The 23,037-nt window shown below is 47.3% G+C and carries 23 protein-coding genes; 10 read left to right on the top strand and 13 right to left on the bottom strand.

Annotated elements, in window-relative coordinates:
* Positions 1-97: 97 nt before the first annotated feature.
* Positions 98-565 (top strand): DinB family protein, encoded by a 468-nt coding sequence (locus tag G9F75_RS07530; protein ID WP_021494037.1) that lies wholly within the window; start codon positions 98-100, stop codon positions 563-565.
* Positions 566-710: 145 nt separating this feature from the next.
* Entirely contained in the window at positions 711-1,475 is a 765-nt protein-coding gene (locus G9F75_RS07525) for a sulfite exporter TauE/SafE family protein (protein ID WP_007610763.1), read from the top strand.
* Positions 1,476-1,508: 33 nt separating this feature from the next.
* Here G9F75_RS07525 and G9F75_RS07520 read toward each other — a convergent pair whose 3' ends face one another.
* The 8 genes from G9F75_RS07520 to G9F75_RS07485 all read right to left on the bottom strand — a co-directional run bounded on the left by G9F75_RS07520 (position 1,509) and on the right by G9F75_RS07485 (position 11,106).
* Positions 1,509-3,002: a UxaA family hydrolase gene (locus G9F75_RS07520; RefSeq protein ID WP_121984190.1), complete on the bottom strand. Its 1,494-nt coding sequence runs from the start codon at positions 3,000-3,002 to the stop codon at positions 1,509-1,511.
* 20 nt (positions 3,003-3,022) lie between these two features.
* Complete coding sequence (locus G9F75_RS07515; protein WP_121984189.1) at positions 3,023-4,444, bottom strand: tagaturonate reductase; 1,422 nt, start codon at positions 4,442-4,444, stop codon at positions 3,023-3,025.
* Between the two features lie 75 nt (positions 4,445-4,519).
* A complete protein-coding gene (locus G9F75_RS07510) occupies positions 4,520-5,518 on the bottom strand; it encodes a LacI family DNA-binding transcriptional regulator (protein WP_007407297.1) in 999 nt (332 codons plus the stop codon).
* Between the two features lie 70 nt (positions 5,519-5,588).
* Positions 5,589-6,980, bottom strand: coding sequence for an MFS transporter (locus G9F75_RS07505; RefSeq protein ID WP_072177402.1), 1,392 nt, complete (start codon positions 6,978-6,980; stop codon positions 5,589-5,591).
* Positions 6,981-7,004: 24 nt separating this feature from the next.
* Complete coding sequence (gene uxaC / locus G9F75_RS07500) at positions 7,005-8,402, bottom strand: glucuronate isomerase (protein ID WP_021494041.1); 1,398 nt, start codon at positions 8,400-8,402, stop codon at positions 7,005-7,007.
* 185 nt (positions 8,403-8,587) lie between these two features.
* A complete protein-coding gene (locus tag G9F75_RS07495) occupies positions 8,588-9,766 on the bottom strand; it encodes an NAD(P)/FAD-dependent oxidoreductase (protein WP_014417508.1) in 1,179 nt (392 codons plus the stop codon).
* Between the two features lie 39 nt (positions 9,767-9,805).
* Entirely contained in the window at positions 9,806-10,222 is a 417-nt protein-coding gene (locus tag G9F75_RS07490; RefSeq protein WP_003154908.1) for a DUF1641 domain-containing protein, read from the bottom strand.
* Between the two features lie 386 nt (positions 10,223-10,608).
* The gene (locus G9F75_RS07485) at positions 10,609-11,106 is read right to left on the bottom strand and encodes a cupin domain-containing protein (RefSeq protein ID WP_014417507.1); all 498 of its coding nucleotides are present in this window, start codon (positions 11,104-11,106) and stop codon (positions 10,609-10,611) included.
* A 129-nt stretch (positions 11,107-11,235) separates the two neighbouring features.
* Between G9F75_RS07485 and G9F75_RS07480 the strand changes: the two genes are divergently transcribed.
* From G9F75_RS07480 to G9F75_RS07470, 3 genes are read left to right on the top strand one after another with little or no spacing between them, the layout of a single operon-like run.
* Entirely contained in the window at positions 11,236-12,219 is a 984-nt protein-coding gene (locus G9F75_RS07480) for a DMT family transporter (protein WP_095061417.1), read from the top strand.
* A 26-nt stretch (positions 12,220-12,245) separates the two neighbouring features.
* Complete coding sequence (locus G9F75_RS07475; RefSeq protein ID WP_095061419.1) at positions 12,246-12,983, top strand: ABC transporter ATP-binding protein; 738 nt, start codon at positions 12,246-12,248, stop codon at positions 12,981-12,983.
* Position 12,984: 1 nt separating this feature from the next.
* Positions 12,985-13,746: an ABC transporter permease gene (locus G9F75_RS07470; protein ID WP_121984188.1), complete on the top strand. Its 762-nt coding sequence runs from the start codon at positions 12,985-12,987 to the stop codon at positions 13,744-13,746.
* A gap of 24 nt (positions 13,747-13,770) precedes the next feature.
* On the opposite strand, the gene G9F75_RS07465 is transcribed toward G9F75_RS07470, so the two are convergent.
* A complete protein-coding gene (locus G9F75_RS07465) occupies positions 13,771-14,589 on the bottom strand; it encodes a uroporphyrinogen-III synthase (RefSeq protein WP_014417502.1) in 819 nt (272 codons plus the stop codon).
* Between the two features lie 175 nt (positions 14,590-14,764).
* Here G9F75_RS07465 and G9F75_RS07460 point away from each other — a divergent pair, with 175 nt between their 5' ends.
* On the top strand, positions 14,765-14,950 hold the full coding sequence (locus tag G9F75_RS07460) for a DUF8096 family protein (protein ID WP_003154919.1): 186 nt from the start codon (positions 14,765-14,767) through the stop codon (positions 14,948-14,950).
* A 42-nt stretch (positions 14,951-14,992) separates the two neighbouring features.
* On the opposite strand, the gene G9F75_RS07455 is transcribed toward G9F75_RS07460, so the two are convergent.
* From G9F75_RS07455 to fdhF, 4 genes are all read right to left on the bottom strand, one after another.
* Positions 14,993-16,177: a macrolide family glycosyltransferase gene (locus G9F75_RS07455; RefSeq protein ID WP_121984187.1), complete on the bottom strand. Its 1,185-nt coding sequence runs from the start codon at positions 16,175-16,177 to the stop codon at positions 14,993-14,995.
* Complete coding sequence (locus G9F75_RS07450; protein WP_022553508.1) at positions 16,174-17,394, bottom strand: cytochrome P450; 1,221 nt, start codon at positions 17,392-17,394, stop codon at positions 16,174-16,176. Before G9F75_RS07450 ends, G9F75_RS07455 begins: the two co-directional genes overlap by 4 nt.
* Before the next feature lie 207 nt (positions 17,395-17,601).
* Positions 17,602-18,144 carry a helical membrane plugin domain-containing protein gene (locus tag G9F75_RS07445; protein ID WP_012117344.1) on the bottom strand — a complete coding sequence of 181 codons (543 nt, stop codon included), beginning with the start codon at positions 18,142-18,144 and terminating at the stop codon, positions 17,602-17,604.
* Entirely contained in the window at positions 18,137-21,094 is a 2,958-nt protein-coding gene (gene fdhF, locus G9F75_RS07440; RefSeq protein WP_021494049.1) for a formate dehydrogenase subunit alpha, read from the bottom strand. The genes G9F75_RS07445 and fdhF overlap by 8 nt, the downstream gene beginning before the upstream one ends.
* Before the next feature lie 124 nt (positions 21,095-21,218).
* Here fdhF and G9F75_RS07435 point away from each other — a divergent pair, with 124 nt between their 5' ends.
* From G9F75_RS07435 to G9F75_RS07420, 4 genes are all read left to right on the top strand, one after another.
* Complete coding sequence (locus G9F75_RS07435; protein WP_167409024.1) at positions 21,219-21,788, top strand: YjgB family protein; 570 nt, start codon at positions 21,219-21,221, stop codon at positions 21,786-21,788.
* A gap of 99 nt (positions 21,789-21,887) precedes the next feature.
* Positions 21,888-22,289 carry a ribosomal maturation YjgA family protein gene (locus G9F75_RS07430; protein ID WP_014417497.1) on the top strand — a complete coding sequence of 134 codons (402 nt, stop codon included), beginning with the start codon at positions 21,888-21,890 and terminating at the stop codon, positions 22,287-22,289.
* Between the two features lie 43 nt (positions 22,290-22,332).
* Positions 22,333-22,506 (top strand): YjfB family protein, encoded by a 174-nt coding sequence (locus tag G9F75_RS07425; protein WP_012117340.1) that lies wholly within the window; start codon positions 22,333-22,335, stop codon positions 22,504-22,506.
* Between the two features lie 114 nt (positions 22,507-22,620).
* Complete coding sequence (locus tag G9F75_RS07420; RefSeq protein ID WP_072177299.1) at positions 22,621-22,803, top strand: hypothetical protein; 183 nt, start codon at positions 22,621-22,623, stop codon at positions 22,801-22,803.
* The last annotated feature ends 234 nt before the right edge of the window (positions 22,804-23,037 follow it).

Raw genomic sequence — 23,037 nt, 5'->3', positions numbered from 1 at the left:
GATTTATCTCCGTCACAAGCTTATTGCTTGTTTCTTCCGTGCCGTTGATATAGCATATCCTTGCAGCTTTTATTCTGTATTAAATGGGGGTTTTCACATGACAGCACAAAATCAATTGGTCAGCCACTTTCTGTCACATCGAAACGTGACGATTGAACTGGCGGAAAAAATCAGCCGCGAGCATTACGACTACAAACCGGCAGAGACATCAATGTCCGCTCAGGAACTTGTAAAACACATCGTTTATTCTTTTCTTATGTTTGCAAACGTCATTAACGACGGAAACGGATCAGCCATCCAGAACAAACCGAAAGAAGAAGCGGAAACAGACCTCGTCAAACTGGCGGAAGCATGTACTGAAAAAACGACAGACATCCTGTCACAGCTGACTGAAGAGCAGCTGAACCGCGAAATTGACCTGACCGCCTCTTTCGGCAGAAAAGTGACCGGCGCTGCTCTCCTTCAGCTTGCCATGGAGCATGAAATTCATCATAAAGGCAACCTTTTCGTGTATGTCAGAGAAATGGGCCACACGGAACTTCCGTTTTATCAGCAAAAATCATAATCCGGCCATCCGCCGGTCTGCGACATAACAGCAGGCTGGCGGATTTTTTTGTACTGTATAAAATTTTCCGAAAATTTAATTGATTACCGCCTCTTAATCATATATAATCTGATAAAAATAGTAGGATTATTCAGGAGGCACACAGATGACTGTAAGCATTGTGTTTATGGGTTTCTTTGTCGGAACGCTTGTCGGATTGACGGGTGTGGGAGGAGCGGCGCTTTTGACTCCTTTACTGATCGTTTTGGGGATCAACCCCTCAATCGCCGTCGGCACTGACCTTTTATATAACTCCATCACCAAACTGTTCGGTGTCGTTTCTCATTGGAAGCAGCGCACCGTTCAATTTAAACTTGTCGGCTACTTGGCGCTCGGGAGCATTCCCAGCGCAACAGCCGCCATCGGTGTTCTTCACTTGTTTCCCGCTTTTCACCAGCATCAGGAGCAGATTATCAAACAGGCGCTCGGCTACGTGCTGACCCTTGTCGCCATTTCCATTATCGCCCGCCTTTTTTTCGATAAAAAACTGCGGCCGAACCGCTGGCAGCAAAAAACGCTTGAAGAAAAGCGGACACTCATGATATTGATCGGCGTCATTTTCGGCTTCATCGTCGGCCTGACATCTATTGGGTCCGGCTCGTTATTTGCGATCGCCATGCTATACCTGTTCAGAATGAAAACGGCAGAAGTGGTGGGAACGGATATCGCACATGCCTTTCTGCTCGTAACTGCTGCCGGTCTGTTAAACGCAAGCTTCGGAAGCGTCGATTACCTGCTTGTATTGAATCTGTTGATCGGCTCTGTGCCGGGTGTGCTTCTCGGCAGCTTCTTTTCGCCGAAATTCTCACCGCGCCCGCTGCAGTTTGTGATGGCGGCGATTATTTTAATCAGCGGAATAAAATTAATATAAAAAAGGCGGTCTGTTGTCAGATCGCCTTTTCCCTTATAACGTCACACCGGACTTAAAGATTGCAAGCTCCCGAAAATCGTTTTTTTCGTTATTGACGCATTCTCCGCTTGCAACTTTAATAATGTATTGAATAAAATCTCTTACAATGTGATCTTCTGTTGTTTGGTCTTCCGCCAATCTGCCCGCGTTGTAATCAATCCAATGAGGCTTTGATTGAAATAAATCGGTATTTGTTGATACTTTCACAGTCGGGACAAATGTGCCGAACGGCGTGCCTCTTCCGGTTGTAAACAAAACGATGTGACAGCCCGCCGCGGCGAGCGCTGAAGAAGCGATTAAATCATTGCCGGGCGCACTGAGCAGTGTCAATCCCTTTGTTTTCAGGGTTTCACCGTATGTCAGCACATCAGAAACCGGTGCAAGACCGGCTTTTTGGGTGCAGCCGAGCGACTTGTCTTCGAGCGTTGAAATGCCGCCTTCCTTATTCCCTGGTGACGGGTTTTCATAAATCGGCTGCTCGTGCTTCATAAAATATTGCTTGAAATCATTGATCAATCGGATTGTTTTATGAAACACTTCTTCGCTCGCCGCACGCTGCATGAGAATCGTCTCAGCGCCGAACATCTCAGGCACCTCCGTTAAGACCGTGCTCCCTCCCTGTGCAATCAAGTAATCTGAAAATCTCCCTAATAAAGGGTTTGCGGTGATGCCGGAAAAACCGTCCGACCCGCCGCACTTCAATCCGATGCTCAATTCTGACAGCGGAATCTCCTCACGTTTATCTCCCTTTGCCGCAAGGTGTATCTCTTTAAGTAGCGCAGTCCCTGCTTCAATTTCATCTGTGACAGCCTGTGATTCGAGAAATTTCACCCGATCTCCGTTCACTTCAGAAAGCGTTTCCTTAATCGCCGCCAGCTCATTATTTTCACAGCCGAGCCCTAAAACCAGCACACCGCCCGCATTTGGATGACGGATGGCGTTTATCAGCATTTGTTTCGTATTCTCATGATCATCGCCAAGCTGGGAGCAGCCGTATTGGTGCTTTAAAACCAGCACATTGTCAAAGGGCGCAATGTCTTTCGCCTCTTTTACGAAGCACTGCAGGATTTTCTCAGCGACGCCGTTTACGCAGCCGACTGTAGGCACGATCCACAGTTCATTCCGGACGCCGGATGTACCGTTTTCTCTTTTGTAGCCTTTAAATGTCCGGTTCTCATTTGTAAAAGGATTGTCCTCGAAGCGCGGTGAATACGTGTATTCTTGCACATCGGATAAATTCGTTTGCAGATTATGGGTATGAATATGCTCGCCGGCCGAAATCCGCCTTGTCGCACGCCCGATCGAAAAACCGTATTTAATGATGCTGCCGTTTTCTTCAATGGTTTGCAGCGCGATTTTATGCCCCCGCTTTACAGGGTCCTTCACTTCAATCGTCAGTCCGTCTGTATGCAGCCGCTCCCCTTTGTTAAAATGGCGCATGGCGAGAAGCACGTTATCGTTTTTATGGATTTTTATGACCTCTTTCATTTTACTTCCCCCTTTTTGCCTCAGCATTCATGTAACGCATGCTTCATACCCCGCTTATGAATGACAGACAGAAAATAAGCCGTTCGTTCAGTCAGCCCCGGAAGATGATTCAGGTTCTTCCCCCACAGTCGCTCTTCTCCTAATATAGAAGATGCCGCTTGAAACATATCATCTTTGCAACGGGACCGCGCCATTTGAAAACGGTTAAGAACCTCCTCGCCGTCAGCCGGTTTGTTCGGTCCGTTCCAGTATGAATAGATCATGGAGCTGAACGAAAATACCAGCTTCTCAGGTAGCCGGCCCTCCTGTTCGATATAAGCCTTCAGCGTCGGCAGGTTTCTTGTTTTGAATTTCGCGGCGGCGTTAAGGGTAATGCTTTGCAGATAATGTTGGATATAAGGGTTTTTAAACCGCTGTAACACATCTGCCGCGTATTGGGTGACACCCTCCATTTGCAGCACAGGGAGGATTTCTTCATTGATCAGCTCTTCGATGAATCTGCCCGTCACCTCGTGCTCAGCCGCTTCCCGGACGGTTTGCAGTCCGTATAGTAAAGCCACTGGCGCCAATGCCGTGTGAGCGCCGTTTAAGATTCTCACCTTTTTTGTCCTGTAAGGCGTAAGGTCAGACGTGATCAGTGCGTTCAGCCCGGCCTCAGCAAAAGGAAGCTCATTCTGAAGCTGTTCCGGCCCTTCTATCACCCACAAATAATAATGCTCACCGACCACAAGCAGACGGTCTTCGTATCCGAGAAAATCGGTAAGTTCTTCCGCGGTATCAATAGGAAATCCGGGAACAATCCGATCCACGAGAGTATTGCAGAAGATGTTCGCGTCATGAATCCATTGAGTAAAATCAGGCTCCAGCTCCCACAGCCCGGCATATTGAAGCACGGCAGCCTTCAGTTTCCGTCCGTTTTCTTCGACCAGTTCACATGGAAGCACAATGCACCCTTTCTCGGCGTCACCCGTAAATGCCTTATAGCGGAAATAAAGGAACGCCGCTAATTTCCCGGGGAATGTTTTTTGAGGCCTATCTTCAAGCCGGTCGCCTTTCTCAAACGTAATTCCCGCTTCCGTCGTATTGGAAATGATAAAACGAAGCTCCTCTTGTGCTGCCAGCCGTTTAAAGGAATCATAGTCAGAAAAAAGATCAATGCCGCGGCTGATAGATTTGACGATCATGTGTTCTTCAGCCGGTTTTCCGTCCTTTATCCCCTGCAAAAAAAGCGTAAACAAACCGTCCTGCTCGTTTAAACGTTTGATTTTCTCAGAGCCTCTCGGCTGTACAGCGACAACGCTTCCATTAAAATCCGTCAATTGATTCATTTGATCGATCTGCCAGTCTGCGAAGGCCCGCAAAAAGTTGCCTTCGCCGAACTGAAGGACTTTTTCAGGATATTGAATGTATTCACCGCACATCTTTTTATTCAGCTGACGCAAGCTGTCCGCCTCCTTCTGCATTTATGCACACGCTAACATTTTTCTGTACGAAAACCCGGATAATCAGACGGGCCGTTATGTGAGTTTTTTAATTGAATCTCTTATCATCACCTCGGTGTTTTCGTATATTTTTTCCGCCGCCGTATCCGGGTCGGCGATTAGCGCCAAAATCTTCTCTGCGCCGAGTATGCTGATGTTTTCAACCGGGCGTTTTACTGTCGAAAGCCTCGGCGTCATGTATTGGGAAATGCCGATGTCATCAAACCCGATAACGGATATATCTTCCGGAACGTTCAGGCCTTTGGCGAAAATGGCATTCATCGCCCCGATCGCCATATCATCGTTTGAACAAAAAACAGCCGTAGGCGGTGATTGAAGCGCCAAGAGTTTTTCCATCGCCTGACTGCCGCTTTCCATATCATAGCGGCCTTTTACACTGTATTCATGCTTAATCGGGATAGAATGATCAATTAAAGATGTCAAATAGCCTTCTTTCCGCTGAGAAGTTGACCTGAATCCTTCCTTTCCCTCAATGATCGCAATATCTCTGTGTCCGTTTGCGATCAGGCAGTCGACCGCCTGTCTGGAGCCTTCTTTATCGTTTGACAGGATATTCGTGATGCTCCGGTCATCAATGTCCCGGTTCAGCACGACGAGCGGGATGTTTTTCTCGCGGATATGATAAATAAATGAATTATCACTGTCGCTTTGGCTCATTAAAATGATTCCGTCATATCTCATGGGCGTAATGGTTTCAAAGCTTTTCAGGTCGTCAATCGCGCGGACGAACAAATTGTATTCCTCACTGATTGTGCGGTTTACACCTTTGATGGTATCGGAAAAAAAGCTGTGTGAGGTTCCGTTTGTGATGCTTGTAAAAAACAGTCCGATCGTATGGGACTTTTGCATGGCAAGGCTTTTTGCATTTACATTCGGTGTGTAATTCAGCTGTGAAGCGAGCTCTAATATTTTCTGTTTTGTATGCTCTTTAATGTAGGGGCTGCCGTTAAGTGCCCGGGATACGGTGGTGTGGGATACGTTGGCGAGTTTTGCGATATCTTTTATGGTTACCATCGTTTTTCCTTTCTTTCTGTATGCTGTCATTTATTTCTATTGTACCATTAACGGACAGTCCATAAAATCACTAAAGTTGAGGTTTTGCATGATGTAAGTCCTGAACGAGCTCGGCATGCTGCCGGTCCGTCAGTTTATACATCAAACCGATAATCAGCATGGCGCACGCTAAAGCGAAAGCTGGGTACAGCAGCAGAAGCCCTTTAATCCCGATTAACGTGCCTTTTGTCTGAGATGCATTCGGGATATAGCCGATAACGCTCAGCCCGATGCCTGAAAGAAAACCTGATAAAGATTGGGCGAGTTTTCTGGAGAAGTTGAAAAGCGAATATGTCGTCGCCTCCTTCCGTTCACCCGTCTTCCATTCTCCGTAATCAATAATGTCCGACACAAGCGCCCACGTAATGCCGTTTGGTATGCTGATCCCGATAAAAGCAATGCTCGCTAACGCCGTAAAGATATATACATTTGACGGGAGACAGAAATTCAGCGCATCAGCCGCGGCGCTGACGGCAAAACCGATCATCACCGTTTGCTTTTTTCCGAAGCGTTTGACGAGTTTCGGCATAAACAAAACACCTAAAAATGAAGAACCGATGATGATAAAACTCATGTAGGACATCAGCTCCGCATTGTTGAGATTGTACTGGGCGAAGTAAACAAGCATAGCGGATTTAATGTTATATGCCGATATTGAGAAAATCGTCATGAAAACGACGGTCAGAAGCGGTTTGTTGCCGATAAAGCATTTGAAAACCGACATGACGGACAGCTTTTCTTTCGGCGCTTCACGGACGATAATTCTTTCTTTGCAGTTTCGGTAGCAGATCATAAATCCCGCGATTCCGATTACGGCCATCATTCCCATGACTGCCGGGTAGCCGATATGAACGTTATCAAAATGAACGAGAATCGGGATGACGATGACACTTGTAATGAGCAGCGCGCCGAGGGAGCCGATCTGGCGGAATGCAGAAAGCGCCGTTCTGTCCTCCGCATCCTGTGTAATGGCCGCGCCGAGGGAGCCGTACGGAATATTGACGAAAGAATAAGCGACCCCCCACAGCATGTAAGAAGCATAGGCGTACACAAGCTTCCAGGTGACGCTCACGTCCGGTGACACAAAAATCAATACGGTCATGATCGCAAGAATAATACTTCCGAATAATAAGTACGGCCTGAATTTCCCCCGGGGTCCGATCTTTTTTCTGTAGTCAATGGCCGAGCCGACAATCGGATCAGTCACAGCCGCAAACAGCTTGCTGACCAAAAAAATACTGCCGGCGAACGCTGCCGGAATGCCTGCGACATCTGTGAAAAACTTCAGCAAATAGATCTGCCCGAGATCAAACATAAATCCGTTCCCAAAATCTCCAAAACCATAGGATACTTTTTCTTTCAGACTCAGCTTATGCTCCTTCACTTTTGCGGCAGGTGCTGTCACGACAGGCACATTACTCATAGGCCACCTCTTTCATTCCATTTTTTAAAAGCGGAAATATTCCTCAGCATTCCGGTAACAAATCCCCTCGACAATCTTTCCTAAAAGCTCCATATCGTAAGGCGCTTCGCCTTGTTCCGCCCAGCCGCCGATCAGCGTGCAGACAAGCCGCCTGAAGTATTCATGGCGGGGATAGGACAGGAAACTTCTTGAATCCGTCAGCATCCCGATAAAACGGCTGAACAGGCCCATGTTTGATAACGCTTTCATTTGCTGGAGCATTCCATCTTTCGTGTCATTGAACCACCAGGCTGTGCCGAATTGAATTTTCCCCGGTGTTTTCCCATCCTGAAAGCTGTTGATCATGCTGGCGATAATATAGTTGTCATTCGGATTCAAAGAATACAAAATCGTTTTAGGCAACTGCCGCTTTTTTTCGGCGGAATCTAACAGCCGGGCAAGCGGTTTTGCGATACGTTCATCATTAATTGAGTCATATCCTGTATCAGGACCGAGGCTGCTGAACTTATTTGTATTGGTATTTCTTAACGCGTTAATATGGAACTGCATCGCCCAGTCCAGTTCGGCGTAAAGACCGCAAAGATATTGCAGCGTCCGTGTTTTGAATTTCTTTTCATCTTCAAAAGACACATGCTCTCCGCTTAATCCGGCTGCAAAAATCCGGGCCGCTTCCTCTTCGGTCGTCTCGGCATAAACCATTTGATCTAACGCATGATCCGACACTCTTCCCCCGGCATTGTGAAAAAAGCGGACGCGGGATTCTAACGCATCTAAATACGATTGGTAGGTGGTGACAGCTATTCCGGAAGCACTCTCCAGCGAACGGACCCAATCGGCAAAACCCGGTCTGCTGATGTCCAGTCCTTTGTCAGGCCGAAATCCGGGCAGCACTTGAACCGGAAAATCACTTTCTTTCAACAGTTCGTGGTATGTCAGCGCATCGGCAGGATCGTCGGTTGTGCAAATGACTTTGACATTTGATTTCAGAATGAGATCTCTTGCGCCAAACCCGTCTCCCTGCAGGAGCTCATTCGTTTTTTTCCAAATGGCCGCGGCCGTTTTTTCATTCAATACGTCATAAATGCCGAACCAGCGCTGCAGCTCTAAATGCGTCCAGCTGTACAGCGGATTGCCTATCGCCATCGGCACCGTTTTTGCCCAGGCGAAAAACTTCTCTTCATCTGAAGCGTTTCCGGTAATGCAGCGCTCTTCAATGCCGTTGGCCCTCATAATCCGCCACTTGTAGTGGTCACCGTAAAGCCATGCCTCCGTAATGGTTGCGAAGGTTTTATTTTCATAGATTTCCTTTGGGCTTAAGTGACAGTGATAATCAATGATCGGCATGTTTTCAGCGTATTCCCGGTACAGCTTTACGGCCGTTTTACTATCCAGTAAAAAATCATCACCCATAAAAGCTTTCACACTTTCATCCTCCCTCTTAAAAATGTTAACGTTAACAAAATGGTTCTTTTTTATTTTATCTTCCTCTTTCTCACATATCAATCATTTTTATTTTATTTTTCAGAAAATTGTATCCGTTAACATTTTCATACAAAAAAAGACACTGCCGAGAAAGTCCGGCAATGTCTTCTGTGTGATCTTAAGGATTAGTAAGCGAGGCTGAATAATCCTTTGATATGTGTTAAATAACGTACGTTACTTGCTTCTTTCATTAAAGATGCCGGAAGACCTTTCAGCGGAGTAGAGTTCGCTCCGATGATGGCAACCGCGTCTTTACGTCCGAGGCTTGCAAGCGTACCAGAGTTTACAGGCTTGAATGTTTCAAGCGTTTTTCCTTCTAAGTAAGCGAACAGGTTGTAACCGACAAGTTCACCCATCTGCCAAGCGATTTGCGCTGTCGGCGGGTACGGACGGCCGTCCGGCGCAAAGTATACAGCGCTGTCTCCGACAACGAATACATCTTCGTGAGAAGTAGATTGTAAGAAATCGTTAACCGTCGCACGGCCGCGGTTCACTTCAAGGCCGGATTCGCCGACTAACGGGTTGCCTTGTACGCCGCCTGTCCATACAAATGTGTTGGCAACGACTTTTGAACCGTCTTTCAGATCAATAACGTTTCCTTCAACATTTGTAACAGGAAGACCTGTTAAGAACTCAACGCCGCGTTTTTCAAGACTTTTTGTCGCGCGTTCGATAAGGTCATCAGGAAGAACAGGAAGAATTTTCGGACCTGCTTCTACTAATTTCAGTTTGATTTCTTTCGGATCTACGCCGTATTTTTTCGTAAGGTTCGGCATGATGTCAGCAAGCTCACCGACAAGCTCGACGCCTGTTAAGCCGCCGCCGCCGATAAGGATCGTTGCATCAGCTTCGTTTTTCGTTTTAGCGTATTCACGCACACGGTCTTCCACGTGTTTGTATACTTTGTTGGCATCAGCAGCAGATTTCAGCACCATGCTGTTTTCTTCGAGTCCAGGAATGCCGAAATAAGCCGTAACAGAACCAAGTCCGACAACAAGCGCGTCATAAGTCAGCTTAGAACCGTCAGAAAGGGCAACTTCTTTCTTATCAACTGAGAAAGAATTGACTTCTGCGATTTTAATGTCGACGTCTTTTCCTTTCAGAAGTTTTTCAAGCGGCATAGCAACAGCCTGTTCAGACACGTTGCCTGCTGCAAGGCGGTGCAGTTCCGTAATGATTTGGTGAGTCGGGTATTTGTTCACAACGGTTACGCGTGCTTCATCTTTACTGTAATGTTTGCGAACGGTTAAAGCAGAAAGAACTCCGCCGTAACCAGCGCCTAAAATGACAATATGTTTTGACATCGTATATCCTCCGTCCTTTATATCAATTTGAATCTGAGATTATTTTTGTTTTTCGTTCATGATTTCAAGATAGCTGTTAGCAAAACGGAACAGCTTTTGAGCTTGAGGATCTTTCAGCATGCGCAGCAGGCCGAAAAGTCCGATCGTTTCATTGCTTGCATCCGCGCGGTCTTTTGCTTCGATCGCAGTAGCCGCCACTTCTTTCGCTGTTTCTTTCACCGGCTCAAGAATTTCTGTAAGCGCACCCACTGTATCGCTCTTCAATACTTCGTCTGTCGCTACAGACTGTGCAAAATCATAAGACTTCGTTAAAATATTTACTAACTCAGTCAGTTTTGGAAGCTGATCCACTAAAACAGTCAGTGATTCTTGAACTTCAGGTTTTAGCAGCTGATCAATAAGATCGCGTTGGCCTTGGCTGACAGATGCATTTGTTTGATCGATTGTTTCTGGCATATCCGATTCTCCTTTACTATAAGCAGTATGCTGATTTTTTTGGAAAGGGTAGCCTTTCCCCCTTCATGCAGAAAAGCATGAAAAAGCAAGATTGTGAATTCATGCACAATCATTTACAAAAATAAATGTTTACTACCCAGTTTTTCACTTTGCCATATCCAGTATTATTTTTATATCAACAAAAACAATTGAATAAGTCAAAATTTCTTTTTCCTCTCTGAAAATAGCAAACATAAAAAACCCCAATTTGATTTACTCTTATATAATAACACTTTTTGAACAAAATTTGAACGTGAATTGTTTCGTTTATGAAATTATTTATATGGCGGGGGTGTAATAACGTTTCTTTTAGGCTATTTTTTTACAGACCATCCGCTTTTCCCCTGTCATTTTTCCCACAATTTTAAAAGCGGGCCCGATTTTCCCGTAAAGGGGTCGCATTCCGGGAGCGGGACACGGCTGATTTCTTCTGAAGTTCTATCATTTTTCTCCGTTTTTGTATCGTACTGCCGGCCGCCCGGATAAGCCCCGATCACGGTAAAATCAGAACTGCCCGACAGTTTTTTATGTCCGGTGCCGGCCGGAATGACCGCTGCGTCTCCCATTTGAAGAACGGCGTCCGCTCCTTGTTCCCCGCCGAACCTCAAAACCGCGTTTCCTTTTACCGCGACAAGAACTTCGTGCGTGGTGCTGTGAAAATGGTGATACGGAAATACTCCGCCCGTCCAGCTGTTCGACCAATCGTGCCGGCGGAGGACGGACTCTGCTTTTTGTACCGTTTCTTCATTAAATACCGCTTTATAAATAACAAGCGGAAGATTCGGGTTATTCGGAATGCGGCCGTCATCTTCGAAATAAAGCACTTGAATATCCTCTTTCTGCACTGTTTTCACCTCCGTATATGTCTGTTTCCCATTCATCATTTGTTAAAACGCTATTTTCTCATATTCCATTGCGAAGCCTGCCGGTGAATAGTATAGTATAAAAAAATATGTGTCAAAATGAGGGATTTAATGAAAGCCATCGTGATCGGAATATTGGCATCTCTGTTTTTTGCAGTCACCTTTATTTTAAACAGGGCGATGGAGCTTTCCGGCGGAAGCTGGATGTGGAGCTCTTCCCTGCGTTTTCTTTTTATGGTTCCGTTTTTATTTTTGATCGTTTATGCGAAAGGAAAATGGGCGCCGCTCTGGCATGAAATCCGGAAAAAACCGTTTTTTTGGCTGAAGTGGAGTTTTACCGGGTTCGTGCTGTTTTATGCCCCGATTACGTTTGCGGCGGCATATGGGCCGGGCTGGCTGATCGCCGGCACGTGGCAGATTACAATTGTCGCGGGTGTGCTTCTGTCGCCGTTTTTCTACGAAACAAAACATTCACCGGCGGGCCCGGTTTCCGCCAGACAAAAGATCCCGCTGATTTCGCTGGTTACTTCCGTCATCATCCTGATCGGAGCCGGTCTGATTCAGCTTCAGCATGCGGGTTCTCTGTCCGGCCGCACGATACTATTCAGCGTGGTGCCGGTCGTCATCGCCGCTTTTGCCTATCCGCTCGGCAACCGCAAAATGCTGGAACAATACGGCGGAAAACTCGATACGTTTCAGCGGGTGCTCGGCATGACGCTCACAAGCCTTCCGTTTTGGCTTTTGATCGCCGCTTTCGGCTGGCATAGAGACGGGCTTCCGTCAATGGGACAGACATTCCAATCCTTTATCGTCGCACTCAGTTCTGGCGTTATCGCAACAGTATTATTTTTCCGCGCCACCGATATGGTGAGGAATGAGCCGCAGAAGCTCGCTGCTGTTGAGGCGACGCAGTCCGGAGAGGTTCTTTTTGCACTGATCGGCGAAATCGTCTTTTTATCCGCGGCGTTTCCGTCACTTCTTTCATTTGCCGGACTGTTCATTATTATTGCGGGAATGGTCATGCATACATTCGCTTCCCGGCAGACAGACCAGAAAACGGCTGAGCAAACGTCAGCCAATCTCACCGGTTCCTGATTTTTTTACGAAAGGTGTCATCCTGTATGAAAGAAGAAATTCCGGCAATATCTTTTCTGTCAGCCGGCAAACGCTTTGAACAAAACAATACGTCTTTTGATGTCCTAAGCCGTGTAACCGGACATATTCAAAAAGGTTCTATCACGGCGTTGATAGGGCCTTCCGGCGCGGGAAAAAGCACATTGCTGTCACTGTGCAATCTGATGAATACACCTGATGAAGGGGAAGTGCTTGTATTCGGAAAAGAAATAAGACACTGGGACATCAGAGAGCTCAGAAAAACCGCGGGCCTTGCATTTCAATCAGCTCCCGTCATGGACGGCACGGTGCGGGACAACCTTCTGCTCGCAGAAAAACTCCACGGGGCGCAGCACTATACCCCTGAAGAGCTCGCAGATTTTACAGACCTTCCGCGCGGGCTTCTGGATCGAAATGCAAAAGAATTATCCGGAGGTCAGCGGCAGAAGCTCTCATTAGCGCGAACTCTCGCCGGACTGCCGTCCATCCTGCTGCTTGATGAAATTACATCGGCGCTGGACCCGTCATCCGTTCTCACCATTGAGAAACTGATTACGAAACTCCATCGGCAAAAACAGCTGACGATCCTGTGGATCACCCATAACCTTGAACAAGCGGAACGGTTATCCGATACGGTATGGTTTATGGCTGAGGGACGGCTTTTAGAGACCGCGGAAACGAAAACGTTCTTTAAGGAACCGAAACACGAAAAGGCCCGGGCGCTTTTACAAGGGAGCGGGTGCTGATATGGATTACCTTTCTCTGTTACTAACAAGTATATTTGTCATTATCGCTTTATTCCTGTCTAAATCTTTTAAAGCCGGCGTCGAAAAGGATATGATCGTCGCAACCGTCAGGGCCGTCATTCAGCTGCTTATCATCGGCTATGTGCTGTCGCTGATTTTTCGCGGTGATCACCCGATATTTATCATATTAATGGTGCTTCTCATGCTCACGGCCGCTTCGCACAATGTCTCCAAACGGAAAAAAATGCGGATCGGCTCATTTTGGCGCGTTTTTCTGACACTGGCGATCGTGGAAGTTGTGACGCAGGGACTTTTACTGACCCTGCATATCATTCCGTTCACTTCAAGATATGTCATTCCGATAAGCGGCATGGTCATCGGAAACTCCATGGTGCTCTCAAGCCTGTTTTTAAACAAGCTCAGTTCGGAAGCGGATCTGCGGAAAGAAGAAATCCAGCTGATTCTCTCTCTCGGAGGAACGCCTAAGCAGGCCGTCCGGCAGATATTGACGTCCAGTATGAAGCTCAGTATGATCCCGACGCTTGAAAGCCAGAAAACATTGGGTCTGGTTCAGCTTCCCGGCATGATGACGGGGCAGATTTTAGCGGGGGCTGATCCGATACAGGCGGTGCGCTTTCAGCTGCTGATCGTTTTTACAACGATGGCCTCCGCTCTTCTTACATGTATCATACTCAGCGCCTTGACATATCCTTCCCTTTTCACGAAACACTGGCAATTAAAAAAATTCAGCAGGGAAGCGTAGGCTTTTTCCCTGCTGAATGATGGTTTATGACAAGGTCAGAGATTCATAGTAACGGGATAATTCAATAATCATCGCTCCCATCCGCTCAATGTCCGGAGCAAGGACCCTCTTTACCCCTTCATCCCGGATCGCTTCAGCCGTCACTTTGCCGACTGCGGCGGCAAGCACATGTTTTTCGAATGCCTGCTGCAATTCTTTTGTGAACCCTTTTTCTTTTGCATAATCAAAGAGAGAGCGCACTTGAATGGCTGTCGTAAAACATACGGCATCGACCTCTCCGTTTAACAGCTCTCCCAGCAGTTTATCGACCGTCTCCCTTTCAGGCGGAATATGCTTATACGGCAGAACAGGGAAAACCTCCGCTCCGTTTTTCTCAAGGAACTCCGTTAAGACCGGCGCTTTTTCGCCATGAAGCTGTATCATGACTTTTTTATCTTTAAAGTCAAATCGTTCCAAGGAGCGGATCAGCCCTCTTGTTGTACCGTCTTCATCTGAGGCATGCGGCGTGATGCCGAGCTTTTTTAAGGCCGCATATGTTTTATAGCCTCTGCAGCCGATTTTCGCTTCATGAACGGCCGCTAAAAATTCTTCTTTCAGACCGATTTTTTCCGATACCGACAATAACGTTTCCGTACCGATGCCTGTGGTGAATATCACCCAGTCGGCTTTTTGCCCGGCAAATGTTCTTACGTCGGGTTCAATTTGATCCTCCGCCAGGTATACGGTTCCTTGGAGGGAACGGACGACTGCCGTTCCGCCCTGCTTTTCTATTAATTTTGTGATCTCTTCTGTTTTCCGCGAACCGCCGATGGCAATCCGTTTCCCGTTCAATCCTTTTCCCATCGCTGTTTTCTTCTTCCCTTCAGATGCCGGGCGCCCTATGGCAGGCCGTCATTTATTTCTATTATTGTTACGCAATCAGCCGGGAAAATCAAGCTATGCTCCCGTTGAATCCCCCGTGCAGTTGCTGTATCATTAACCGGGCAGAACGATTTGATTCGCGGAGGGACTTTCAATCATGGAAACAAAAAAAGAGTTCGAGACAAAAGGATACGATACTTCGGTCATTTATGAGTTCAATGAATATCCTGATGTTCACAGCGGCCGATGTGACAATTGCGACTACACGCTGTTTAAAAGTTCAGTGAAGGGCGGAAAATTTTTGAGGGAATGCCGGAGATGCGGCATGAAGAAAAACATATAACAAAACAGGCAGCCGTCTTCCGGTGCGCTGCCTGTTTCTCAATCAATTTTCGACGGCCGCCGTTTTCAAAAATTCTTCAATGGCGCAAACAGCCTGTTTGGGGCCGCCGGTTTCTTCTATTTTCTGCTGCATGCTTTTCACGCGGCTGAGGATGTTCTTATCGCCGTATACGTTCTGAACGTCTTTTTGCAAACGGGCCGCAGTGACTTCTTTCGGCGGCAGATGCACGCCAAGCCCCAATTCATCCACACGCTTTGCGGTGACCTCTTGTTCGTGCATTTGCGGAACGACAACGAGCGGGACACCCGCATTCATCGCCTCCATTGTACTGTTCATCCCGCCGTGAGATACGAACAGCTTTGCTTTCTCCAGCACATCAAGCTGAGGAACGTGCTGGCGGATGATAAAGTGATCGGGGACATCCGAAAAACTTTCCGGATCAATTGTTGTGCCGACTGACATAATAACCCGCCAGTCCGAGTCCCGAAACGCGTCAATACACATCCGGTAAAATTCAGGCCAGGCGTTAAACGCCGTTCCCAGTGAGATGAGCATAAGCGGACGGTCATCGGCTGCATCAATTTCCAGACTTCCCGTATTTGTGCGTTCTCCAAGAGACGGACCCACAAAACAGAATCGTTCATCAAAGGTTTCCTGTTTCGGCTGAAAGTCCCTTGGCATAAAGACAATATTCAGTTTTTCAGGCATAAAAAATTCTTCCATTGTCATCCGTTTCAATTGTTCATTTTCAATCTGCTCCTGATATTCTTCTATCGCCTGTTTGGCCGCTTCCAGTGTTTCTTCGTCTCTTCCTAATTGAAAATACTCATTCATTGCATAGCTCGGGCAGAACTTTACGGCCGGGATGCCGCCATTATCCGCAAACAATTTTCCGGCAAGAGCTAAAAAATCAAACAGGACGATGTCAGGAAGGTCGTCTTTGTACAGCTCTTCCAACTGCGGAAGCACTTCAACCGCTTCTTCCAGAAACATCACAAACGCGTCATTTTTATTTACCCGTTCTTTTATCGTCTCCGGGTCCGCCTTTATGCTTGTGCGGTATAAAACGGGAATGGCGCCCGTTTTGGCAACGGAAGCTTCAAATTCCTCAGTCGTAGCGAATGTCACTTTATACCCGCGATTGACAAGTTCCTCGGCTACAGGCAGCGTGGGATTGACATGACCGTGAGCGGCCACATTAATAATGGCGATGTGTGTTTTTCTCATCTTTTTTCTTCTCCCTCACTTTCGTTTATCTCCGCTTCTAAAGACTCCAGCCCGTACATGACACTGTTTCGGATCGGCTCAATCCCGACGGGCTCAAGGTGTGAAAAGGTTTTTACAATTCCTTTCAGCGCGGCTTCCGCTTCAAGTCTGGCAAGCGGTGCGCCTAAGCAGAAGTGTACGCCGAATCCGAAGGAAAGGTGCGGATTCGATTGGCGATGAATATCAAATACGCCCGCCTTCTCAAATTTGTTTTCATCACGGTTGGCAGATGCAACGTAGCAGAGAACGATCTCCCCGCTTTTCAAGCGGCGTCCGCGCAGTTCAGTGTCGTGCCGGACCGTCCTTCTGACAAACGGAGCGGGAGCGCGAAAACGCAGCGTTTCTTCCACCGTTTGCGCGATGAGAGAAGGGTCCTGTCTCAGCTCTTCATAAAGGCCGGGCGTTTCTAATATGCTGTAAACCGCATTTGAAATGAGATTAGTCGTTGTTTCATTTCCCGCCACTAAAAGCAGGTTGCAAAACGGGATCAGATCTTCTGCCGTGAGCTTCTCTCCCTCTTCTTCCTCTTTTATCAAAATAGAAATAATGTCTTGGCCGGGCTTTTTTCGTTTGCTTTCTATTATTTCCGCAAAAAACGCCGCCAGCTCCGCCTCACATTGGTCACGTTCCTGCTGATTTTTCTCCGCCGCTTCAGGACTCGCATCTTTCGGCATGCTGACGAGAATGTCCGACCATTTTTTAAACTGATCCATACGTTCGGACGGAACGCCTAATAATTCTGAAATCACCATGACCGGCAAAGGGTAAGAGAGATCTTTAACGATATCAATCCGCCCTTTGTTCTTTGCCTGTTTCAGGAGATGATCGGTAATGTCTTTAATTCTCGGCTCCCATTCCTTCAAGACGCGGGGAGTGAAAGCGCGATTGACGGCAGATCTGATTTGGGTATGCTTCGGCGGGTCCATATTCAGCATGGACTTTGCAATCGAGCTTTTCACATCAGTCATGAGGCTTGAGAACGTCTCTTTATCACTGATGACTTTTTTGACATCATCGTATAAAAACACACTCCAAACCTTCGTTTCTTCATCAAAGTGTATAGGGCTTTCCCGTCTCATTTTTTCGTACCAAGGAAAAGGGTTGTATACGTCCAGGCCGTTTTTTCCTTTCATCAGGGTTCTTTGGATGGCTTGTCTCGTGCTCCTCAGCTTACTCATGTTTCATCACTCCTGATTGTTTCATATTTGAATAGTTGACGTACCTTGAATTTTATCCTAGCACATATTTTCAATTTTTTTCTATTCATAACCTGAACTATTAACATAACACAACAAAAGTCATAAATCCGGAGGTGAAATTTCTCCCAAGAAAACAGCAGAAGCGCACAAAAAACCCGAGCCTTCGGCCAGGCTCGGGAGATATGTTCACTCATTCGTCTGCGGTTTCTGGTGCTGCTTTTGGTCTTCAGGAGGCTGCGTATTTCTTTCCATATCGTCCGTATCAGCGCCCATGCCTTTCAGGAAAGAAAACAGCAGAGTGACGGCCTTGTTGATTTCCGGGTCTTTTAAAGCGCGGACGATATCAAAATACCCCGTCTTCCTGCCGCTGTCTTTTTCCTCGACGGCCTTTGTGACGCCCGCATTGATTTTAACGATAAACGGCTCAAGCTGTTTTACATCGAGCATGCCGAGAACGCCGCTTAACAGCAGGAGATTTTTCAGCATATTGGCCGTTTCCGGAGTATTCGCCTTCTTCACGAGGATATCCATCACTTTGTCTCCCTGGCCGAAGAGCCCGCGCAGAAGCGCCAAAACGCCGCGCTCGTTCATGTGCTGAAGAATGTGCAGAGATTCCAAAATCGCGTCTTTATTTCGTAAAAGAGCCGTCTCGATCTCTTCTAAGTCCTTTTTTCGTTTGTCTTCTTCTGTGACGGTCTGTTTTCGGATGCCGCTGATTGCTTTAGCCATTTTGCTGTTTCCCCCTTTTTACGGCGTCTCCCGGAAATACATAATCTTTACGCGCCCATTTCCGCTCAACCCGGACACCGATCTGCGGCTGCGGGTTTCCGTAACGGAAATTGATTTTCGGAAGCGGATTAACGCCTTCTTTTTTCAAAATCTCCATCTTCGCTGATGTTTCTTTATAAGCCGGTGTATCGGTATCCTTATCCGCATAGCTGCTTGTCAAAAGGTTAATGGCGGCGTCTTTTGAATCGTTCATCGGGAGATAGACTTGTTTGCCTTTTACCCTGTCTGTGATGACGCATTTGACTTTCACATTTCCGTACGGTGATGTTAGACGGACAAGCGTTCCGTCTTCCAGCCCTCTTTCTTCGGCGAGTTCGGGCGAGACCTCAAGGAACACACTCGGTGTTTTTTCGGATATTCCTTTTGATCGGTAAGTCAGATTTCCTTCGTGAAAATGCTCGAGCAGCCGCCCGTTATTCACATGGATATCATATTCTTCACCAAATTCTTTCGGCTCGGTCCACTGAACGGGATATAAAATCGCTTTGCCGTCTGAAAACGGGAACTTATCCGTAAATAAAAGCGGTGAATCGGTTCCGTCCGCTGCAACCGGCCATTGCAGTGAATTGTAGCCTTCGAGACGTTCGTAAGTGACGCCTGCATAGAGCGGCGAAAGCATTGCCGCTTCTTCCATAATGTCTGCCGGATGTTCATAGTGCCAATCAGCGCCCAGACGGTTGGCGATGTCCGTAATGATCTGCCAATCAGGCTTTGAATCTCCCAGCGGTTCAAACACTTCGTAAAGGCGCTGCACCCTTCGTTCCGTATTCGTAAACGTCCCTTCTTTTTCAAGGCTCGGGCTTGCCGGAAGCACGACATCGGCGAACTCGGCCGTACGCGAAAGAAAGATATCCTGCACAACGAAGAAATCCAGCTTTTCAAATGCGGCATGAACATGGTTAATATTGGAGTCGACAAGCCCCATTTCTTCTCCTTTTAAGTACATGGACTTCAGTTTTCCTGAGTGGATGCCTTCGATCATTTCATGATTTGTCATTCCGATTTCTTTCGGCAGGTCTGTTCCCCAGCCCTGTTCATACTTTTTGCGGGCTTTTTCATCCGTTACTTTTTCATAGCCGGGGAAGCTGTCAGGCATACTGCCGAAATCACTGGCTCCCTGCACGTTATTATGGCCACGAAGCGGATATGAGCCTGCGCCGGGCTTGCCGTAATTTCCGGTCACAAGGAGCATGTTGGAAATGGCCGTGCTCGTATCACTTCCTCCGATATGCTGGGTGACCCCCATCGCCCACAGTGCGCACACGCTGCCGGCTTCATGAATCATCCGGGCCACTTTGATTAGGGTATCCTTGTCCACACCGGTATGTTTTTCCGCATATTCCATTGTATAAGGTTCAAGACTTTTCACGAATTCATCTAATCCGTTCACTCTCTCATTCAGAAATGCAGTATCCGCCAAATCGTGATCAAGCAGATATTTCGATACGGCATTCAGCCAGACAATATCTGATCCGGCACGCGGCTGGAAAAACACATCGGAGCGCTCGGCCATTTCATGTTTTCGCAAGTCAGCGACGACGAGCTTCTGTCCGTGCAGCTTATGAGAACGTTTAATGCGTGTGGACAGGACGGGGTGAGACTCAGACGTATTTGAACCGATTATCAGAACGAGCTCAGCTTTTTCTATATCTGTAATCGACCCTGAATCACCGCCGTATCCGACCGTTCTGAACAATCCGGCCGTGGCGGGAGACTGGCAGTAGCGTGAGCAGTTGTCGACATTATTTGTGCCGATCACAGCTCTTGCAAGCTTCTGCATCACGTATGATTCTTCATTCGTGCATTTGGAAGATGTGATAAAGGCAAGTGCATCCGGGCCGAAATGTTCTTTTATATCGGTAAATTTATCAGCGATCAGCTGCAGCGCTTCATCCCATTCCGCCTCCCGAAACGAGTCTCCTTCCCGGATAAGCGGTTTGGTAAGGCGCTTTTCACTATTGACGAAATCCCAGCCGAATTTCCCTTTCACACACGTCGAAATGCCATTTGCGGGCGCCTCGGCCTGAGGCTCAACCTTTAAAATGTCTCTTCCTTTCGTCCATATATCAAAACTGCAGCCGACACCGCAGTAAGTGCATACGGTTTTCGTTTTTTTGATTCTTTCATCCCTCATGGCCGATTCCATGTCCGATATGGCCAAAATCGATCCGTACCCGGTTTCGACCCCTTTTGTGATGTCAATCATCGGCCGAAGCGTCTCTTGGTTAATGCCTGTTAAATACCCCGCTTCGCCTTCCATGCCTTTTTCCATCATGGCATTGCACGGACATACCGTCGAGCAATGTCCGCAGGAAACACATGATGATTCATTGATCGGCACATCCTGATCCCAAATGACCCGCGGGCGTTTCCGCTCCCAATCAATGCTTAAGGTTTCGGTTACCTGTACGTCCTGACAGGCTTCGACGCAGCGGCCGCATAGGATGCACTGGTCGGGATCATATCGGTAAAACGGATTTGATTCATCTTTAGGATACGGTTTTTGATCGAACGGAATGCTTTGATGATTGATTTTCATTTCCTTTACGGTATTATGTACTTCGCAGCTCCCATTGTTGTAATCACAGACCGTGCAGTACAATTCATGGTTGTGCAAAATGTTGTCCATGCCGATAATCTGCGCTTTTTTTACATCGGACGAAAGCGTATCGATGACATCTCCGTCCTTTATTTGCGCGGAACACGAACGCACCAGTTCCCCGTTAACATTGACGATACAGGTATCGCACGTTTCAATCGGCCCGAGACTCGGATGATAACACACGTGCGGCACGTCAATTGAACTATTGTTCAAAAGCTGCAAAACGGTTTGGCCGTCCGGCGCTTCCATTTCAACCCCATTGATTGTAACTTTCTTTGTATCAGCCATTTTCTTTTCCCCTTTCTGTCCCCCTCTATACATCCTCTATGATTCCCAACCGGCCTTTCACTAAAACATCTCGTTTATCTCAGGAAACATACGGGTATGAGCGGTAAAAAGGAGGCGTTCACATATGTTGAAGAAAAAAACACTCGCCACGGGATTATCGGCAGTGATGCTCACGGGATGCGCATTCGGCGCAGAAGCATTTTCAGATACACAGCCCGTCCATGCCGCAGCCGCTTCAAAAACGGAAAACCAACGTGCACAAGAACTGGTGAACAGCCTTTACCAATCGGCGTTTAAAGGGGAAATGCCGCAACATGTGAAAGGCCTGAAAATCAACCAAAGCACAAGACTGGACGTTTACAATAAAATCGGCAAGCCGGAACAAAAAGCAGACAGCCGCAACCCATTTGATTTATACAGCTGGAACATGGGAAACCCCGGTTATGGATTTTCCTATCATAAAAACGGAAAAATCTCGGAAATACGCTATTTCGGAACAGGGGTCGAGCGGCGCTTAAACCTCGGAAGCGTCACACCTGACGTCTTAAGCAAACAAATCGGCAGCGCTGACAAAATCCTGACAGTGCCAAAAACGGGCGAAACAGATTACGTCTACCATACGGGGCAGTATGAGCTCCGCTTCGTCATCGGCAGTGACCAAAAAGCAGACCACGTCAACCTAAAAGCCAGATAACGCAAAAAAAGCGGCCTCCCGGGCCGTTTTTTTCATAGACAGCTTCTCCGTCGTTCCTTACAATACATGGGAGTACAAAAAAAAGGGGAACAATGTGAAGTGATTAGACATCCATTGACATACGGAATATGTACCGTTTTTATCATCGCCCTCGGTTTGCTGTCCAGAACCGCATACATCACCGCCCTATTGCCCGGCATCATAAACGCTTATTTAGGAGATGCCTTGTGGGCGGCAATGATTTTTACAGGATTCGGGCTTTTCTTTCGGCACATCCGGACGGAAACAGCCGCATTTTTGAGCCTCTCGTTTTGCTGTCTGATTGAATGCAGCCAGCTGTATCATGCGCCTTGGATTGACGCAATCAGAAGCAGCACGCTCGGCGGGCTGATCCTCGGCTGGCAATTTGTCTGGAGTGACATTTTTGCCTATACTCTCGGGGTATGCGCTGCCGCACTTTTAGAATGGGCCGTAAAAAGAAACCGCCAGTCCCCTTCATAATCGGAGCACGCCGCCGATATGAAGGGATAAGGAGGTGGAAGCTATGGATATCCCTGCGTTATCAATCGCTATGCACCAGGCATCTCTGGCGCAGAATGTAAATATCGCTTTAACAAAAACGGTCATGCAGCATGCACAGGCTGCGGCGGAAGAAACAGTGAAAATGCTGCCGTCCCAGCACCCGACTGCCGGACATTCAATTGATGTGAAAGTGTAAAAAAAGATGCCGGATGATAACCGGCGTCTTTTTTTTTGCCCGTTGTACGTACACCATACCGGGCATACAGGAATAAGGTAAACGGAACCAACATTTGAAAAGGAGGTTTTCCTCTTGTACGATCCTTTCTATCATGAATACACAGCTGAGAGCCACGAACGGGTGCCATATCATTATCCGCGGCCGCCTTATTATTTCCCCAGACCATATCCATACTATCCGCGGCCGCCTTATTATTTCCCCAGACCGTATCCATACTATCCGCGGCCGTATATCCCGTTCTATCCTTGGTATTAATGTTTGAAAAGAAATGACTGCAGACAGGAGGCTTCTCCTGTCTGCTATTCAACTTTGACCGACAGAATATACGGGAGAGCTTGAACTTTTTCCATTACCGCCGCTTTCCCGCTTTTGCTTTTCACCCTTCCCTTCACTTCAAGCACCGCCTTATTCAATTCATAGGACGTAATAAGAATTCCTTTTTCCTCAAGAGAAGTTAAAATATCATGCATGACGGCTTTCTCCTCAATC

It is taken from the genome of Bacillus sp. EKM208B, from assembly GCF_011800725.1.
Classification (GTDB): Bacteria; Bacillota; Bacilli; order Bacillales; family Bacillaceae; genus Bacillus; species Bacillus velezensis.
This window is presented reverse-complemented; position numbering and strand designations above follow the sequence as displayed.

Excerpts from the sequence above, each read along its gene's own strand:
- G9F75_RS07530 (WP_021494037.1), top strand. The coding sequence starts at position 98 with ATGACAGCACAAAATCAATTGGTCAGCCACTTTCTGTCACATCGAAAC.
- G9F75_RS07525 (WP_007610763.1), top strand. The coding sequence starts at position 711 with ATGACTGTAAGCATTGTGTTTATGGGTTTCTTTGTCGGAACGCTTGTC.
- G9F75_RS07520 (WP_121984190.1), bottom strand. The coding sequence starts at position 3,002 with ATGAAAGAGGTCATAAAAATCCATAAAAACGATAACGTGCTTCTCGCC.
- G9F75_RS07510 (WP_007407297.1), bottom strand. The coding sequence starts at position 5,518 with ATGGTAACCATAAAAGATATCGCAAAACTCGCCAACGTATCCCACACC.
- G9F75_RS07505 (WP_072177402.1), bottom strand. The coding sequence starts at position 6,980 with ATGAGTAATGTGCCTGTCGTGACAGCACCTGCCGCAAAAGTGAAGGAG.
- G9F75_RS07495 (WP_014417508.1), bottom strand. The coding sequence starts at position 9,766 with ATGTCAAAACATATTGTCATTTTAGGCGCTGGTTACGGCGGAGTTCTT.
- G9F75_RS07490 (WP_003154908.1), bottom strand. The coding sequence starts at position 10,222 with ATGCCAGAAACAATCGATCAAACAAATGCATCTGTCAGCCAAGGCCAA.
- G9F75_RS07480 (WP_095061417.1), top strand. The coding sequence starts at position 11,236 with ATGAAAGCCATCGTGATCGGAATATTGGCATCTCTGTTTTTTGCAGTC.
- G9F75_RS07475 (WP_095061419.1), top strand. The coding sequence starts at position 12,246 with ATGAAAGAAGAAATTCCGGCAATATCTTTTCTGTCAGCCGGCAAACGC.
- G9F75_RS07470 (WP_121984188.1), top strand. The coding sequence starts at position 12,985 with ATGGATTACCTTTCTCTGTTACTAACAAGTATATTTGTCATTATCGCT.
- G9F75_RS07465 (WP_014417502.1), bottom strand. The coding sequence starts at position 14,589 with ATGGGAAAAGGATTGAACGGGAAACGGATTGCCATCGGCGGTTCGCGG.
- G9F75_RS07460 (WP_003154919.1), top strand. The coding sequence starts at position 14,765 with ATGGAAACAAAAAAAGAGTTCGAGACAAAAGGATACGATACTTCGGTC.
- G9F75_RS07455 (WP_121984187.1), bottom strand. The coding sequence starts at position 16,177 with ATGAGAAAAACACACATCGCCATTATTAATGTGGCCGCTCACGGTCAT.
- G9F75_RS07450 (WP_022553508.1), bottom strand. The coding sequence starts at position 17,394 with ATGAGTAAGCTGAGGAGCACGAGACAAGCCATCCAAAGAACCCTGATG.
- G9F75_RS07445 (WP_012117344.1), bottom strand. The coding sequence starts at position 18,144 with ATGGCTAAAGCAATCAGCGGCATCCGAAAACAGACCGTCACAGAAGAA.
- fdhF (WP_021494049.1), bottom strand. The coding sequence starts at position 21,094 with ATGGCTGATACAAAGAAAGTTACAATCAATGGGGTTGAAATGGAAGCG.
- G9F75_RS07435 (WP_167409024.1), top strand. The coding sequence starts at position 21,219 with ATGTTGAAGAAAAAAACACTCGCCACGGGATTATCGGCAGTGATGCTC.
- G9F75_RS07425 (WP_012117340.1), top strand. The coding sequence starts at position 22,333 with ATGGATATCCCTGCGTTATCAATCGCTATGCACCAGGCATCTCTGGCG.